General features: G+C 64.8%; 13 protein-coding genes. 8 read left to right on the forward strand and 5 right to left on the reverse strand.

The genetic code is table 11. The features are described from left to right. Positions 1-31 precede the first annotated feature (31 nt). From groL to NGM99_RS01435, 3 genes are all read right to left on the reverse strand, one after another. Positions 32-1,675, reverse strand: a complete 1,644-nt coding sequence (gene groL / locus NGM99_RS01425; protein ID WP_252815262.1) for a chaperonin GroEL — start codon at positions 1,673-1,675, stop codon at positions 32-34. Between the two features lie 66 nt (positions 1,676-1,741). Continuing rightward, complete coding sequence (groES, locus tag NGM99_RS01430; protein ID WP_252815263.1) at positions 1,742-2,038, reverse strand: co-chaperone GroES; 297 nt, start codon at positions 2,036-2,038, stop codon at positions 1,742-1,744. 185 nt (positions 2,039-2,223) lie between these two features. Next, entirely contained in the window at positions 2,224-4,146 is a 1,923-nt protein-coding gene (locus NGM99_RS01435) for a pilus assembly protein TadG-related protein (protein WP_252815264.1), read from the reverse strand. A 219-nt stretch (positions 4,147-4,365) separates the two neighbouring features. Here NGM99_RS01435 and NGM99_RS01440 point away from each other — a divergent pair, with 219 nt between their 5' ends. Continuing rightward, a complete protein-coding gene (locus NGM99_RS01440; protein ID WP_252815265.1) occupies positions 4,366-5,226 on the forward strand; it encodes a TIGR01459 family HAD-type hydrolase in 861 nt (286 codons plus the stop codon). 4 nt (positions 5,227-5,230) lie between these two features. Continuing rightward, entirely contained in the window at positions 5,231-6,214 is a 984-nt protein-coding gene (locus tag NGM99_RS01445; protein WP_252815266.1) for a bifunctional riboflavin kinase/FAD synthetase, read from the forward strand. Here NGM99_RS01445 and NGM99_RS01450 read toward each other — a convergent pair. After that, the gene (locus NGM99_RS01450) at positions 6,211-6,777 is read right to left on the reverse strand and encodes an HdeD family acid-resistance protein (RefSeq protein ID WP_252815267.1); all 567 of its coding nucleotides are present in this window, start codon (positions 6,775-6,777) and stop codon (positions 6,211-6,213) included. The genes NGM99_RS01445 and NGM99_RS01450 overlap by 4 nt on opposite strands. Before the next feature lie 304 nt (positions 6,778-7,081). Here NGM99_RS01450 and ileS point away from each other — a divergent pair, with 304 nt between their 5' ends. Together ileS and NGM99_RS01460 are read left to right on the forward strand one after the other, a co-directional pair. After that, positions 7,082-9,988 (forward strand): isoleucine--tRNA ligase, encoded by a 2,907-nt coding sequence (gene ileS / locus NGM99_RS01455; RefSeq protein WP_252815268.1) that lies wholly within the window; start codon positions 7,082-7,084, stop codon positions 9,986-9,988. Positions 9,989-10,145: 157 nt separating this feature from the next. After that, a complete protein-coding gene (locus tag NGM99_RS01460; protein WP_252815269.1) occupies positions 10,146-10,832 on the forward strand; it encodes a hypothetical protein in 687 nt (228 codons plus the stop codon). On the opposite strand, the gene NGM99_RS01465 is transcribed toward NGM99_RS01460, so the two are convergent. Then, positions 10,833-11,261: a nucleoside deaminase gene (locus tag NGM99_RS01465; RefSeq protein ID WP_252815811.1), complete on the reverse strand. Its 429-nt coding sequence runs from the start codon at positions 11,259-11,261 to the stop codon at positions 10,833-10,835. It abuts the gene before it with no gap. 99 nt (positions 11,262-11,360) lie between these two features. Here NGM99_RS01465 and NGM99_RS01470 point away from each other — a divergent pair, with 99 nt between their 5' ends. From NGM99_RS01470 to NGM99_RS01485, 4 genes are read left to right on the forward strand one after another with little or no spacing between them, the layout of a single operon-like run. Then, positions 11,361-13,250: a pseudouridine synthase gene (locus NGM99_RS01470; protein WP_252815270.1), complete on the forward strand. Its 1,890-nt coding sequence runs from the start codon at positions 11,361-11,363 to the stop codon at positions 13,248-13,250. Next, positions 13,250-13,807 carry a 16S rRNA (guanine(966)-N(2))-methyltransferase RsmD gene (rsmD, locus tag NGM99_RS01475; protein ID WP_252815271.1) on the forward strand — a complete coding sequence of 186 codons (558 nt, stop codon included), beginning with the start codon at positions 13,250-13,252 and terminating at the stop codon, positions 13,805-13,807. The genes NGM99_RS01470 and rsmD overlap by 1 nt, the downstream gene beginning before the upstream one ends. 54 nt (positions 13,808-13,861) lie before the next feature. After that, on the forward strand, positions 13,862-15,247 hold the full coding sequence (locus NGM99_RS01480; RefSeq protein WP_252815813.1) for a M16 family metallopeptidase: 1,386 nt from the start codon (positions 13,862-13,864) through the stop codon (positions 15,245-15,247). Beyond that, positions 15,244-16,554, forward strand: a complete 1,311-nt coding sequence (locus tag NGM99_RS01485) for a M16 family metallopeptidase (protein ID WP_252815272.1) — start codon at positions 15,244-15,246, stop codon at positions 16,552-16,554. The genes NGM99_RS01480 and NGM99_RS01485 overlap by 4 nt, the downstream gene beginning before the upstream one ends. The last annotated feature ends 32 nt before the right edge of the window (positions 16,555-16,586 follow it).

Consider the following 16,586-nt stretch of genomic DNA (forward strand, 5'->3'; position numbering starts at 1 on the left):
CCTCGTCCGATTTCGAGCCTGTCGGCTGGACTTAGAAGTCCATGCCGCCCATGCCACCCATGCCACCGCCGGGCATTGCCGGCATCGGGCTGTCCTTCTTTGGAGCCTCGGCGATCATCGCCTCGGTGGTGACGAGCAGGCCAGCGACCGAAGCCGCGTCCTGAAGTGCGGTACGAACCACCTTCACCGGATCGACGATGCCGAGCTGGATCAGGTCGCCATATTCGCCGGTCGCGGCATTGTAGCCGTAGGTCTCGCCCGAGTTCTCGAGGATCTTGCCAGCCACGATCGAGGCTTCCGCACCGGCATTCGAAGCGATCTGGCGGGCCGGAGCCTGCAGAGCGCGACGGATGATGTTGATGCCGGCTTCCTGGTCGGGGTTGATGCCCTTGGCCTGGAGGTTCTTCGACGCGCGGAGCAGAGCGGTGCCGCCGCCGGGAACGATGCCTTCTTCAACGGCCGCGCGGGTCGCGTTGAGAGCGTCGTCGACGCGGTCCTTCTTTTCCTTGACCTCGACCTCGGTCGCGCCGCCGACGCGGATCACCGCGACGCCGCCAGCGAGCTTGGCGAGACGCTCCTGGAGCTTCTCACGGTCGTAGTCCGAAGTGGTCTCTTCGATCTGCTGCTTGATCTGGCCGACGCGACCTTCGATCTCGCCCTTCTGGCCGTTGCCGTCGACGATCGTGGTGTTCTCCTTGGAGATCGACACGCGCTTAGCGCGGCCGAGCATGTCGAGGCCGACATTCTCGAGCTTGATGCCGAGATCTTCCGAGATCACCTGGCCGCCGGTGAGGATCGCGATGTCCTCGAGCATGGCCTTGCGGCGGTCGCCGAAGCCCGGAGCCTTGACGGCAGCGATCTTGAGGCCGCCGCGCAGCTTGTTGACGACGAGCGTGGCCAGAGCCTCGCCTTCCACGTCTTCCGCGATGATCACGAGCGGACGCGAGGACTGAACGACAGCCTCGAGAACCGGCAGCATCGCCTGGAGGTTGGAGAGCTTCTTCTCGTGGAGCAGGATGTAGGCGTCCTCGAGCTCAGCCACCATCTTGTCCGGGTTGGTGACGAAGTAGGGCGACAGGTAGCCGCGGTCGAACTGCATGCCTTCGACGACTTCGAGCTCGGTGTCGGCGGTCTTGGCTTCCTCGACCGTGATGACGCCCTCGTTGCCGACCTTCTGCATGGCCTCGGCGATCATGTCGCCGATTTCCTTTTCGCCGTTGGCCGAGATCGTGCCGACCTGGGCGACCTCTTCCGAGGTGGCGATCTTCTTGGCCGAAGAGCCGAGGGCTGCGACGACTTCCGAAACGGCGAGGTCGATGCCGCGCTTGAGGTCCATCGGGTTCATGCCGGCGGCCACAGCCTTGGCGCCTTCCTGGACGATGGCCTGGGCCAGAACGGTCGCGGTGGTGGTGCCGTCACCGGCGATGTCGTTGGTCTTCGAGGCCACTTCGCGCACCATCTGGGCGCCCATGTTCTCGAACTTGTCCTCGAGCTCGATCTCCTTGGCGACGGTGACGCCGTCCTTGGTGATGCGCGGCGCGCCGAACGACTTGTCGATCACGACGTTGCGGCCCTTGGGACCGAGCGTGACCTTCACGGCATTGGCGAGGATGTCGACGCCGCGCAGCATGCGCTCGCGGGCGTCACGGGAAAACTTTACGTCTTTGGCTGCCATGTTTCTCTCCTGAGCCCCTTGAGGCCCGAAAATTGAATTTTTAGGGGAGGGAAGGGTGGAGGCTGGTTAGCCGATCACGCCCATGATGTCGGCTTCCTTCATGATCAGAAGGTCCTGGCCGTTGAGCTTCACTTCGGTGCCCGACCACTTGCCGAACAGAACGCGGTCGCCGACTTTCACGTCGAGCGGCACGAGCTTGCCCGATTCGTCGCGAGCGCCCGAACCAACAGCGATCACTTCGCCTTCCTGCGGCTTCTCCTTGGCCGTGTCGGGGATGATGATCCCGCCCTTGGACTTCTCCTCGGAGTCGACGCGCTTGACGACGACACGGTCGTGAAGCGGACGGAAATTGCTGTCTGCCATCTTGTTTCCTCGGTTGAACGCAATCAGATGCGCCCGGCCGGTGCCGGGGCCCGTTAGCACTCGGTTGTGAAGAGTGCTAACGCGGCGCCGAGATAAGTCCGCGGATTTTGAGAGTCAAGACTGACGCAAGCTTCAGCCGGCCCTTTCATCCCAAATCGGTAGATGATTTTTGCGACGGTTCCCTGTCACCCGACGATGCGCAGGTTGGACAGCTCATCGGCGATCGATTTGAAATCGTTCGACAGCGTCTTGCCCGTCGCATTCCAGAACAGCTTGACCGGCGTGCCGTCGGCGTTCTTGCGGGCTCGGGAAGGCGACGCGCAAGCCGACAGCGTATCGATCTGCGCCTTTTCCTCGGTTTTCGTCGAATCGAGGTCGAGCGCCACCGTCATCAGAATGACATTGCCCGCCTTGGCATTCTCGCAGAGCGTCGCAAAATGGCTGCTCATCGCCTTGGTGTAGTTGGCGTTGTCGAAGGTTGTCTTGCTCACGCTTGTGCCGACGCCCGAAAGAATGCGGGGCAGGTTCGTCGTGTCGTAGTTCTGACCGGCGTAACCATAGGCCGAATAGATCGACCTGCGCGAGGCGAGATCGTTGCCGCCCTTTTTGTAGTTCGTGCCAGAATAGGTTTGAGCCGTCACCGTGTCTGGGGTGTAATAGGTGTTGGCGCCATCCGTCAGCACGATGACGATCTTATCGTTGCCGCGCTCCTGATCGCCGCGCCCCTCGGTGAACGGCTCGCGCGACGAAATCGCACGCCAGCCCCAGGCGAGACCTTCCGTCACGTTGGTCGCGCCGCTCGGCGCCATGGCGTCGATGGCGTCCTTGATCGTCTTGAGGCCCGATGCGGCGGTCACATCGGTCAGCTTGGTGATGGCCTTGGTCGAGCAGGAGACATTCGGCCCCTCGTTCATGCCCCATGCCGCTTTGACCGCCGTGCCGGTCTCGAAATATTTCGGCATGTAGCGAAGGCGCGTCAGGTCGGTGTTGGTGGAAACGATGTCCGCCATCCAGTTGTTGTTCGCAGGGCGCGAATACGAGTCGGTGCGATCCGTCTCATCGGGCGCGAACATCGGCACGAACAGCGTGGCGCCCTTCGAGAGCGACGGCGGCTCGTCGGTCACGTTATAGGGCGAAGGCCGTGCCTCCACGCAGCCACCCCAACTGGCGAGCGGTGCGTAGTTGTAGATCGTCTCGGTCTTGTTGGTGCAGCCGCCCTTCGTGCCGCCATTAGGGACACAGGTCATTTTGGTGGACGTGCTTTCCACCCGCTGCATCATGTCGAAAAGCGTGAAGCGCGTGAGCGGCTTGTCCTCCTGCGTGCCCCAGCCCTTGCCGCGTGCGAACCAGATGGAACCGACCTTTTCGGCCGTTTTTCCTGAAACCGTCATCGTGCTCCAGTCGAAGTTCTCGTTCTGGACGGGCGAGTAGCCGGTCTTGTCCATCCAGTCCTTCGACCGGTTTTCCGCACCGACATTGACCGAGGCCGCGAAGGGGACCACCGCGAAGCGCACCGGCTCCTCGACCTGCGTCATGAGCTTGCCCTGCGCGGCGATCGTATCGACCAACTGTTTGGCCGCTTCCTTCAACAGGTCGATGCGCTTCCTGCCCGAGCCAGTGCCGGTGAAATCCATCGAACCCGAATTGTCGAGCGCGAGCGCGACTTCCAGCGTGTTCTTGAGCCTGATTTCGGTCAAAGCGTTGAACTTGAGGATGTTGGGGCCCTCGACCTGCGCCAGCATCGCGAGAAACGTATCGAGGAAGTAAGGCCTGAATTGATGCTCAGCCGTCAGCTTCAGCGTGCCGCCGCCCGTGGCGTTGTTGGGCAGGGTCACATCGAAATCGGTCTCGCCTTCTTTCGCCGGCGGGAAGTTGGCCGCGAAGAAATTCCACGCATACTCGATCGCTTCCTCATCCGACTTTCCCGCCAACACTTCCCGCGCGGTGGCGATGCCGGCAGCATCGAGCGCGTTGAGCATGGCCTGGCGCTCGCGCGTCACATCCGCATAGTCGATGGCGAGCGCCAGACCGCCGAACAAGGGCATCGCCGCAAGCGCAGCCGCCACGGTGAACTGACCACGGCGATCATTCCAGAACTTTCTCAGCATGAAGGCGGAACTCGGGAAGGCGTGAAGATGGCAAGGGTTCACTCTTCCAGAGAGTTTTGAAGGCCGCGTTGAAAACGGCGCTCGCCTTTGAAGCGTGTTTGATTGCCGCGATTCATTCTCCGTTAGCCAAGCCGCATGGCTGGATTGCGCAGGGGAAGGGTGACATCACCTCGCGCCGCGCTATAAGCAGCACGGACCAGCCGAGAGCCCGACCGTTTCATGATCAACCCGCCCGCTTTCATCGATGGATTGCACGGTGTCGACGAGCGCTACCAAGTGCTGCTCTGCGATGTCTGGGGCGTTGTCCATAATGGCGTGGCGCCGTTCGCCGATGCTGTTTCTGCCCTTGTCGAGGCGAGGCGCCGGGGACTGAAAGTCATTCTCGTCACCAACGCGCCGCGCCCGCATCCGCCGATCGAGACACAGCTGCTGGGTCTCGGCGTGCCGCGCGAGGCATGGGACCGGATCGTGACCTCGGGCGACGTGACGCGCGACCTGATCAAGGAAGGCCCGCGCCAGATCTTCCACATCGGCCCCGAGCGCGACGTGGCGCTCTTCGACGGGCTCGGCGTCGAGCTTGTGGAAGAGAACGAGGCGAGGGGCGTGGTCTGCACCGGCCTGTTCGACGACACGACCGAGACGCCCGAAGACTATGCCGAGATGCTCAAGCGTTTCCGCTCGCGCGACCTGCCCTTCATCTGTGCCAATCCGGACGTGATGGTCGAGCGCGGCCATGGCTTGATCTGGTGCGCCGGCGCGCTTGCCCGCGATTACGGCCAGCTCGGCGGCCGCACGCAGGTCGCCGGCAAGCCGTTCAAGCCGATCTACGATCTCGCCTTCAAACAGGCAGAGGAGCTGCTCGGCCGCCCGGTTGCCATCGGAGAAGCGCTGGCCATTGGCGACGGCATGCTGACCGATGTGAAGGGCGCGGCCGACTATGGCGTGGACGTTCTTTACGTGTCGGGCGGCATCCACTGGCGCGACTATGGCGAGCAGTACGATCCCGATCCCGAACGGCTCCACGCCTTTCTGACCAAGCACGGCCAGACCCCGGTCGCCGTATTGAGCAGCCTGCGTTAGCGTCATGGCAGACGGTTTCATCCGCGTTTCCGGCTCCGCCAACCTCCCATCGCAGCTCAAAGGTGCCGTGGTTGCGATCGGCAATTTCGACGGCGTGCATCGGGGCCATCAAGTGGTGCTGGAGCGTGCGTTGAGCGAGGCCCGGGCGCGAAACAAGCCGGCTGTGGTGCTGACCTTCAACCCCCATCCGCGCCGCTACTTCGCACCGGATGCGCCACTTTTCGAGCTGACGCCGCCCGCCCTCAAGGCGCGTCTTCTCGCCGGTCTCGGCTTCGATGCGGTGATCGAGCAGCCCTTCGATGGTGAACTCGCCGGGCTCGATGCGCAGGAATTCGTGTCGCGTCTTCTGGTGGCCGAACTCGATATCTCGGGTGTCGTCACCGGCTTCGATTTCCATTTCGGCCGCGGACGAGGCGGCACGCCGCAATTCCTGCGCGAGGCGGGCAAGCGCGCCGGCTTCACCGTGGAATGTGTCAAGGCTTTCACCGACGAGGGTGGCGCGACGATCTCTTCGAGCCGCATTCGCAATGCGTTGGCCGATGGCGACGTATCGGAAGCTGCCGGCCTGCTCGGCTATCGCTGGACGGTGCAGGCAGAGGTGCGGCAGGGTCGGCAGCTGGGCCGCACGCTGGGCTACCCGACCGCCAACATGCACCTGCATCCATCCGTCGATCTGCGCCACGGCATTTATGCCGTGCGCTTCCGGCGCGGCAACGGCGCGCTGCATGACGGGGTCGCGAGCTTCGGCCGTCGCCCGACCGTGGAAGACGACGGGGCGCCGCTGCTCGAGACGTACCTGTTTGATTTCTCCGGCGATCTCTATTGGGAGAACGCCACAGTCTCGCTGTTCGGCTTCTTGCGCTCGGAAGAGAAGTTCGAAAGCCTCGAAGCGCTGGTGGTGCGGATGAAGCAGGACGACGCGGAAGCCCGGGCTCTGTTGTCGAAAGTTCAGCCCCTCTCGGACCTCGACCGCCGTATCGCCTTCTAGCGTCGGCGGAGCGCCAGCCCAAGCGCGATCATCGCCCAGCCCTGCATCAAGAGATCGACGGCAAGAAAAAGGCCGAGCACCCATAGGCTGTTCACCGGCCAGCCGAGCGCGATCACGATGCCGGCGAGAAGCGTGAGCGCGCCTGAGAAGACCACCCAACCCCAGCCCTGGTGGTCGCGCTCGCCGAGGCCCGCCGCGATGCGGATCACGCCACCCGCTGCAAGAGCTGCCGCAAGAAGCAAGGTTAGCACCGTCGAGGCGAGAATGGGGTCGAGCAGCGCGAAGACGGCGCCTAGCGCGTAAACCACGCCGGCCGGCAGCCAGAGAAAGAAGTTCGACCAGCTCTTCATGCCGAAGGCCTGCACGATCTGGATGGCGCCTGCGAGCAGCATCAGGAAGGCGATGGTGTAGATGGACGCGATGGTCGCGGCGAGCGTGTTGACTAGCGCGATGGCGCCCACCACGACGAGAGCGGCACCTAATCCGACGAACCAGCCCCATTTGTCGCGAAGCTCCGCCAAGCGCAATCGGGAGGGGCGGGGCGTGGAAAGGGGAGCAGACATCGAGATTTCTCCGAGACACAGGCCTTGTCCGAAGAATGAAGCGCGGCGTTGACGGTTCCGTGAAGCCCGTTCGATGCGAGCCGCATAAGCTCTTGCCCCCACTTTATTCTTTTTCCCCGCTCCGCTATGGGGCAGCCATGGTTTCTCGCGCGTCTGCCGCTTATCTCCGGCGAATTACCGGCCCGGTCTTCCGGGCAGCCTGACGCGCGCCCTGAAGGCCGGGACTGAGCCGACCTTCCACGCTTTTATCGCGACCGCTTCTCTTTAATCGAAGCTCGCCCGTTCGAGACCGCAGCCTTTCGCCATGACCGACGACTATTCGAAAACGCTTTTCCTGCCCAAGACCGATTTCCCGATGCGCGCAGGGCTCCCGGAAAAGGAGCCGCAGATCGTTGCCCGCTGGCAGGACATGGACCTCTACCGCCGCCTTCGCGAGGACGCGGCGGGGCGCGAGAAGTTCGTGCTGCATGACGGCCCGCCTTACGCCAACGGCAACATCCATATCGGCCATGCGCTCAACAAGGTGCTCAAGGACGTCATCACGCGCTCCTTCCAGATGCGCGGCTACGACTCCAACTACGTTCCCGGCTGGGACTGCCACGGCCTGCCGATCGAGTGGAAGATCGAGGAACAGTATCGCGCCAGGGGCCTGAACAAGGACGAGGTGCCGATCAACGAATTCCGGCAGGAATGCCGCGAATTCGCCGCCCACTGGATCGCGGTGCAGGGCGAGGAGTTCCAGCGCCTCGGCGTGGTCGGCGACTTCAAGAACCCCTATACGACCATGGCCTTCCATGCCGAAGCGCGGATTGCGGGCGAACTCCTGAAATTCGCCACCAGCGGCCAGCTATACCGCGGCTCGAAGCCGGTGATGTGGAGCGTGGTCGAGCGCACCGCACTCGCCGAGGCCGAGGTCGAGTATCAGGATTATGAGAGCGATACGATCTGGGTGAAGTTCCGGGTGGCGAACGGCAGCGGCGACCTGTCCAGCGCATCGGTCGTCATCTGGACCACCACGCCCTGGACCATCCCCGGCAATCGCGCCGTCGCCTATTCGCCACGCGTCGCCTATGGCCTTTACGAGGTCGCGAGCGCCGAGAACGACTTCGGCCCGCAGCCCGGCGAGACGTTGATCTTCGCGCAGAATCTGAGCGCGGACGCGGCTCAAAAGGCGAAGCTCACCCTGAATCTGATCCGCAGCGTTTCAGCCGATGAGCTTGAAGCGATACAGCTTTCGCACCCCCTGAAGGGCCTTGGCGGTGGTTACGAATTCACCGTGCCCATGCTCCCCGGCGATCACGTCACCGACGATGCCGGTACCGGCTTCGTGCACACGGCACCCAGCCACGGCCGCGAGGATTTCGACGCCTGGATCGACGCTGCCGCTGCGTTGTGCGCGGCGAACATCGACACCACGATCCCGTTCCCCGTCGATGATGCCGGCTTCTACACCAAGGACGCGCCGGGCTTCGGTCCCGACCGCGAGGGCGGTGCGGCACGCGTCATCGACGACAATGGCAAGAAGGGCGATGCGAACAAGGCCGTGATCGAGGCACTGATCGCCCACGACGCGCTGTTCGCACGCGGGCGGCTCAAGCACCAGTATCCGCATTCCTGGCGCTCCAAGAAGCCGGTGATCTTCCGCAACACGCCGCAATGGTTCGTTTCCATGGACAAGGACCTCGGCGACGACACCACGTTGCGCTCACGCGCGCTGTCGGCCATCGACGCCACCCGCTTCGTGCCCTCGGCCGGCCAGACGCGCCTGCGCGCCATGATCGCCGAGCGGCCCGATTGGGTGCTCTCGCGCCAGCGCGCCTGGGGCGTGCCGATTGCGATCTTCGTCAGCGAGAACGGCGAAATCCTCAAGGACGAGGCAGTGAACCAGCGCATCCTCGACGCATTCGAGGCCGAGGGCGCAGACGCCTGGTTCGCGGAAGGCGCGCGCGACCGTTTCCTTGGGAGCCGGGCCAACGAGCCCTGGACCATGGTCAAGGACATCCTCGATGTCTGGTTCGATTCCGGCTCCACCCACGCCTTCACGCTGGAAGACCGTCCCGACCTCAAATGGCCGGCGGATGTTTATCTCGAAGGCTCGGACCAGCATCGCGGCTGGTTCCATTCCTCGCTGCTCGAAAGCTGCGGCACGCGCGGCCGCGCGCCATACAACGCGGTCGTCACCCATGGCTTCACGCTCGACGAGCAGGGCCGCAAGATGTCGAAATCGCTCGGCAACACCGTGGTGCCGCAGGATGTGATGAAGCAGTCGGGCGCCGATATCCTGCGCCTTTGGGTGATGACCACCGATTACTGGGAGGATCAGCGTCTCGGCAAGACGATCCTGCAGACCAATGTCGACAGCTATCGCAAGCTGCGCAACACCGTCCGCTGGATGCTCGGCACGCTCGCCCATGACGCGGGCGACGAGGTGGCCTTGGCCGATATGCCCGAACTCGAACGCTTGATGCTCCATCGCCTGAGCGAGTTGGATGCATTGGTGCGTGCCGGCTATGACGGGTTCGATTTCAAGCGCATCGCCAAGAGCTTGCTGGATTTCATGAATGTCGAGCTTTCGGCTTTCTATTTCGACGTGCGCAAGGATGCACTCTACTGCGAGCCGCAATCGAGCGTGAAGCGCAAGGCGGCGCTCCAGACCGTGCGGCACCTGTTTGAATGCCTCGTGAAATGGTGGGCGCCCATGCTGCCCTTCACCACGGAAGAAGCCTGGCTCGACCGCAACCCGGATGCGCAATCCGTGCATCTCACGCAGTTCCCGGAAATCCCTGGGGAATGGCGCGATGCGGAACTGGCGGCCAAGTGGCAGAAGATCCGGCAGGTTCGCCGCGTGGTGACCGGCGCGCTTGAAATCGCGCGTGCGGAAAAGCGCATCGGTTCATCGCTGGAAGCTGTGGTCGCGGTTTCGGTCGCCGACGCTGAACTGGCCAAGCTGATCGAGACGGTCGATCTTGCCGAGATCGCGATCACCAGCGGCATCGAACTGGTCGTGGGCGACGGGCCGGCGGACGCCTTCCGCCTGGACGATGCGCCGGGCATTTCGGCCGTCGTGCTGCGCGCCGAGGAGAAGGGCCTCACGCGTTGCGCCCGTTCCTGGCGGTGGACAAACGATATCGGCAGCGATCCGGCATTCCCCGATGTTTCCGCACGCGATGCTGTGGCTCTCCACGAGTTTAAGAAGCTTCACCGCCTCTAGGCGTTGATGGCGAGGGGGCGTTTCGCTAAGGCCTGGTTAAGCGTAAACGCCCCATTATCGCCGGATTGTTCGGGGATAGGCGGCAAGAGGGGCAGCCGCACCTTCAAGAATGAAGGGCGGCAGCGAAGGGAAGGCGGTTTCCAAGGTGCAGCATCAGTTGACGCGCAGGGTCGGCCCTGCATCCGTTCTCGCATTGCTCGGGCTGAGCGTCGCGCTCGGCGGCTGCGTGAGCTCGCCGACCTATGGCACCGGTACGCCCGCCGGCCAGCAGTTGGCGAACGACGTGTCGAACATCCTGATGATCGGCCCGAAGAAGCGCGAGCAGATCGCCTACAACCCTCGGCCCGAACTGGTCCGCCCCGCGCCGGGGCAGAAAGAGCAGCTGGTCGAGCCGCAGCAGGCGGTGGCGAGCGCGCAGAACCCGGACTGGCCCGAATCGCCCGAGCAGCGCCGCGCCCGCGTGCGCGCCGAGGCGACCGAGAACCAGGACAACCCATACTACCGCTCCGAAGTGGCGATGGACGGAACCCGTGCGGCGGAGTTCAGCCCGAAGGTGAACACGTCGCCGCGCAAGGACGAGAAGATCGTCGGCGATGGCCGCGACACAAAGGCGACCCGCGCCGCCTTCAACGAGCGCCTGAAGGAACAGCGCCAGGGCGATCCGACCCAGCGCAAATTCCTCAGCGAGCCGCCGCTGGCCTATCGCCAGGCGTCGGCGGACGCCCCGCAGAACGATGTGGGCGAGGACGAGTGGAAGAAGGAGCGCCGTCTGAAGGCCGAGGCCAAGAAGCGCAGCGGTGGCGGAGGCGGCTGGTTCGACTGGCTGCCCGGCGTCGGCAACTAACTAGCGCCGCGCTTCGAAGAAATCGCGCAGCAGCGCGGCACTCTCCGCCTCGCGAAAGCCTTCATAGACCTCCGGTGCGCTGTGACAGGTGGGTGACGAGAAGAAGCGCCCGCCATGGGCCACGGCCCCGCCCTTCGGGTCGGGCGCACCGAAATACAATCGCCTGAGCCTTGCAAACGAGATCGCGCCCGCGCACATGGCGCAGGGCTCGAGCGTCACATAGAGATCGCATCCGGAAATCCGTTCAGCGCCGAGCGTTTGGCAGGCCTCCCGGATGGCCAGCATTTCGGCATGGGCCGTCGGATCGTTCAGTTCACGCGTGCGATTGCCCGCCAGACTGAGCACCGTGCCCTCCCGCACCACGACAGCGCCAACGGGAACTTCGCCACGCGAAGCGGCCTTTCGTGCTTCATTCAGCGCCAGTCCCATGAAGTCGGGCCGGCTGATCCTCGAAAACTCGCTCAAATCCGCCTCGCGGAACCACTTCACTTCTGCTACCTACGCGCCCGATTGGACGAAGACCACCACATGGACGACAAACCGAAACGACCGCGCCGCGACGAGCGCAGTTCCGAGCGCTCCTCTCCGAAGGGCGACCGCTCTTCCGCCCCGCGCAGCCGTGCGCGCGCCTTCGACAAGCCCGAGGGCGACGGCTTCGAGGGCGAGCGCATCGCAAAGCGACTGGCACGCGTCGGCGTCGCGTCCCGCCGCGAGGCCGAAGGGCTGATTGCGGATGGCCGCATCCGCGTCAATGGCGAGGTGCTTACGAGCCCCGCGCGCAACGTGATGCCCGATGACCGCATCGAGCTCGACGGCAAACCTCTGGCAGCGCCTGAGCGCACGCGGCTGTTCCTGTTCCACAAGCCGGCCGGCGTGGTCACCACCAACCGCGACCCCGAAGGCCGCAAGACCGTTTTCGACGTTCTGCCCGAAGGCCTGCCACGCCTGATGACGGTGGGCCGCCTCGACATCAACACCGAGGGCCTGCTGCTGCTGACCAATGATGGCGGCCTGTCGCGCGTGCTCGAACTGCCTCAGACCGGCTGGCTGCGCCGCTACCGCGTGCGTGTTCATGGTGAGGTGGACGAAGCGAAGCTCGCATCGCTGAAGGACGGCATCGCGGTGGACGGCGTATTCTATGGCGCGATCGAGGCCGAGCTCGAGCGCACGCAGGGCACCAATGCCTGGATCAGTGTGGGCCTGCGCGAAGGCAAGAACCGCGAAGTCAAGAACGTGATGGGCGCGCTCGGCCTCGAAGTGAACCGCCTGATCCGCGTGTCCTTCGGACCTTTCCAACTCGCCGAACTCGAAGAAGGCCATGTGCTCGAGATCAAGGGCCGCACCCTGCGCGATCAGTTGGGCGACCGTCTGATCGAGGAATCGGGTGCCGACTTCGAAAGCGACATCCAGAAGCCGTTCAGCAATCGTCCGACCCAGCGCGAGAACACGCCGCAGGAGCCGCGCGAGGCGAGAGCGCGCGTGGAGGAAGGCGAGGGTGGACTGATCAAGCGCCGCCGCATGCGCGAGGACAGCCGCGACAATGCACTCGGCCGCCTCTCGACGCGCCCCGAGCGCCGATTCGACAAGACCGAACGTCCGGATCGCCCGCGTGGCGAGCGCAGCGAACGTCCCCGCTTCGAGCGTCGCGAGGACAATCCGGGCCGCCCCGAGGAAAAGGCGCGTACGGCGAATGTCTGGATGGCGCCCGGCGCGCGTCCGCAAGGCGCCGACAAGCAGAAGGCAGAACGTGGCCTACGCGAAGATCGGCCGCGCCGTGAAGGCGGTGGCGAGCGCTTCCAGCGTCGCGACACGCGCGGCGAGCGTTCGGAAGGTGGCGAGGACCGGCCACGCCGTTCTTATGCGCCACGTGAGGGTGGTGAGGATCGTGCCTTCCGCAAGCCTCGCGCCGAAGGCGAGCGGGCCGAGCGTCCGTTTCGCAAGTCGGGCGACGGCCGTCCCTCCCGCGAGCGCTCGGACGGCGACCGCCCCTTCCGCCGCGAGGATGGGGATCGTCCGCGCAAGCGTTTCGAGGGGGGTGACCGTCCTCGCTTGGATAAGCCTCGCGGCGAGCGTCCATCTCGCGAAGAGGGAGAGAAGCGGTCGTTCCGTCCGCGCAGTGAAGGTGGGGAGCAGCGCGCCGAGCGCCCGTTCCGCGAGCGCCGCGAAGGCGAGCGTTCGGAGCGGCCTTTCCGTGAGAAGCGAGAGGGCGACCGTCCGTTCGGCAACAAGCCGCGTGGCGAGCGCTCCTTCGGTGCGCGCTCGAACAGTGATCGTCCGCGTGGCGACCGGCCGCAGGGTGATCGCCCGGCTGGCAACAAGTTCGGCGGCAAGGGCGGAAAGCCCGGCGGCTTCAAGCCGGGCGGTGGCCGCCCGAGCGGTGGCGGGTTCAAGGGCAAGCCGCGCGGCCCGCGCACCTGATGCGCATCGTCGGCGGCAGTTTCCGCGGGCGGCCCCTTGCCACACCGCGTGACGAGCGCACGCGGCCGACCAGTGATCGCACGCGCGAGGCCGTGTTCAACGTGCTCGCGCATCGCTTCGAAGGCGTGGTCGAGGATGCGCGCGTGCTCGACCTTTTCGCAGGCACGGGCGCGCTGGGTCTCGAAGCCCTGTCGCGTGGTGCCGCCTCCTGCACCTTCGTGGAAGAGGGTGCCGAGGCGCGCGGGCTGATCCGTACCAATGTCGAGGCTTTCGGCTTGGGCGGTCGCACCAAGATTTTCCGCCGCGATGCGACGCGGCTGGGCGAGGCGGGCACGATTCAGCCCTTCACGCTGGTCTTCGCCGACCCGCCTTATGGCAAGCGCATGGCCGAACCCGCGCTCGAAACCGCGTTGGCCGGCAAGTGGCTGGTACCCGGCGCGCTCTGCGTGGTGGAGGAAGCATCCGACGCGCCCTTCGACCTGCCGGCCGGTTTCACTCTTTTCGACACCCGCCATTATGGCGACACGACCGTGCGGTTTCTGGGCGCTCCCGCCTGAGTTCCGGAGTTATCCTTGATTCGCAAAGCCTCCGCCTTTTTCGCCCTCGCGCTCATCGTTTCATCCAGCCTCGCGGCGAAGGCGGAGGAGGTGTCAAACTTCCTGCTTTCCAACGGCATGGAAGTGGTCGTGATCCCCGACCACCGCGCGCCCATCGTGACCCATATGGTCTGGTACAAGGCGGGGAGCGCCGACGAACCGCCGGGCAAGTCGGGCATTGCGCATTTCTTCGAGCACCTGATGTTCAAGGGCACGAAGAACCATCCGGCCGGTGAGTTCTCGCGCGAGGTCGCGAGCATCGGCGGCAACGAGAACGCTTTCACCACGGCCGACTATACGGCCTTTTTCCAGACCGTTTCGCCCGACGCGCTGCCCACCATGATGCGCTTCGAGTCCGACCGGATGCGCAACCTGACACTGACCGATGCGGTGATCGGCCCCGAACGCGACGTGATCCTCGAAGAGCGCCGCATGCGGGTGGAAAACGATCCCGAGGCGCTGTTGAGCGAGGAGGTCGCGGCGACTCTCTACCAGAACCAGCCCTACCGCATTCCGGTGATCGGCTGGATGCAGGAAATCGAAAAGCTCAACCGTGAAGACGCGGTCGCCTTCTATGACAGGTTCTACGCACCCAACAATGCGATCCTGATCGTGGCGGGCGATGTCACCGAAGAGCGGGTTCGTGCCTTGGCCGAAGGCACCTATGGCAAGATCGCGCGCGGGCCCGATCTGCCGCCGCGCAACCGTCCGCAGGAGCCCGAGCAGAACGCCGCGCGCACCGTGACGCTGAGTGATGCCCGCGTCGGCGTGCCGAGCTACGGCCGCTCCTGGGTGGTCCCTTCCTATCAGACAGCCAAGAACGGCGAGGCCGAAGCGCTCGATCTTTTATCGGAAGTGCTCGGTGGCGGCGCGCAAAGCCGCATCTATCGCGAACTGATCGTCAACCAGGGCATCGCAGTGGGCGCCGGCGCCTATTACGAGGGCACCTCCGTCGATCCCACCACCTTCTCCGTCTACGGCGCGCCGCGCGGGGAGAGCAAACTGGACGCGGTGGAGAGCGCGGTCGACAAGGAGATCGCGCGGATCCAGAACGAAGGCGTCACGCCTGACGAGCTCGATCGCGTCAAGAAGCGCTATCTGCGTGCGATGATCTTCGCCCGGGACAGTGCGGAAGGCCTGGCACAGATATACGGCTCGACGCTCGCCACCGGCGGCACCGTCAAGGATGTCGCCGAATGGACGGGCCGCATCGAGAAGGTGACGCCGCAACAGGTGCAGGACGTCGCGAAGCGCTATCTCGTGCCCGAGCGCGCGGTGACGAGCTATCTGCTGCCCAAGGGCGGTTCTGGTGCGGTGGCCGAAAGCGGCGGGCCGGTGCAGGCGCCGGCCATGGTGCCGCCTAGGCCTGGACAGTCAGCCGACAAGGTGGAGCAGCCATGATGCGTCGTCTTTTCGCCGTCATCCTTTTCTCGCTCGCCGCACTCCCCGCACACGCCATCGAGATCAAGGAAGTGGTCTCGGACAAGGGCGTGAAAGCGTGGCTGGTCGAGGACCATACGCTGCCGCTTCTCACCTTGCGCTTCGCTTTCAAGGGCGGCAGCACGCAGGACCCGGAAGGCAAGGAAGGCCTTTCGACCCTGATGAGCGGCCTGTTCGACGAGGGCGCGGGCCAGCGCGAACGCGAGGCGTTCCAGACCAGGCTGGACGAAATCGGCGCCGAGATGAGCTTCAATGCGAGCCAGGACAGCATGGCCGGCTCGATGCGCCTTCTCACCGAGAACCGCGACGAGGCGCTCGACCTGTTGCGCGACGCGGTGAACGCGCCGCGCTTTGATCGTGAGCCGTTCGAACGCATTCGCGCACAGCTTCTTTCCGGCATCGTCGCCCGCGCCAACGATCCGCAGGCCCAGGCCTCGCGTCGCTGGGCGGAAGCGCTTTACGGCAAGCACCCCTATGCCCGCGACGACAGCGGCACGAAGGCGTCGCTTGAAAGCGTCACGCCGGACGGCCTTCGCGCGCTGCGTAGCCGGACTTTCGCTCGTAGTAACCTGATCCTGGGCGTGGTCGGCGACATCGACCCCGACACGCTCAAGCGCGAACTCGACCGCGTCTTCGGCGACCTGCCGGCCGACCCGCAGCTGACGCCTGTTGCGGACGTGCAGCCCCTGCTGGCGCAAGAAATTCTGGTTCCCTACGAACTGCCGCAGGCGAGCATCCAGCTGGCCTATCCCGGCGTCGCGCGCGACGATCCGCGCTTCTTCGCGGCCGTTCTGATGAACCAGGTTCTGGGCGGCAGCGATATGGGCTCGCGCCTGTTCGACGAGGTGCGCGAGAAGCGCGGGCTTGCCTATGGCATCGGCTCGTCGCTCGCAGGCTACGACCACGCCAACTCGCTGGTGATCGGCACCGCCACCCGTGCGGAGCGTGCCGGAGAAACGCTGGACGTGATCCGCAACGTCGTCAAAGGCATGGCCGAGCAGGGCCCGTCCGAGGAAGAGCTGAACGCCGCCAAGCGCTACCTGATCGGCGCCTATGCCATCGGCAATCTGGGCTCGTCCTCCTCGATTGCCAGCACGCTGGTCGGCCTCCAGCTCGACCACTTGCCTATCGACTACATGGACCGCCGCGCGGCTCTGATCGAAGCCGTCACGCCGGAGCAGGCCAAGAAGGCGGCGCAGGATCTTCTGCTGACGGAGCCGGCCGTGATGATCGTCGGCCCGCGCCTCACGAAGCCGGTCGCGCAGTAAGCCGGCATGCCCTCTCGCCTTGCAGAAGCGGG

Source organism: Mesorhizobium liriopis (assembly GCF_024053505.1).
GTDB classification, from domain to species: Bacteria; Pseudomonadota; Alphaproteobacteria; order Rhizobiales; family Rhizobiaceae; genus Mesorhizobium_B; species Mesorhizobium_B liriopis.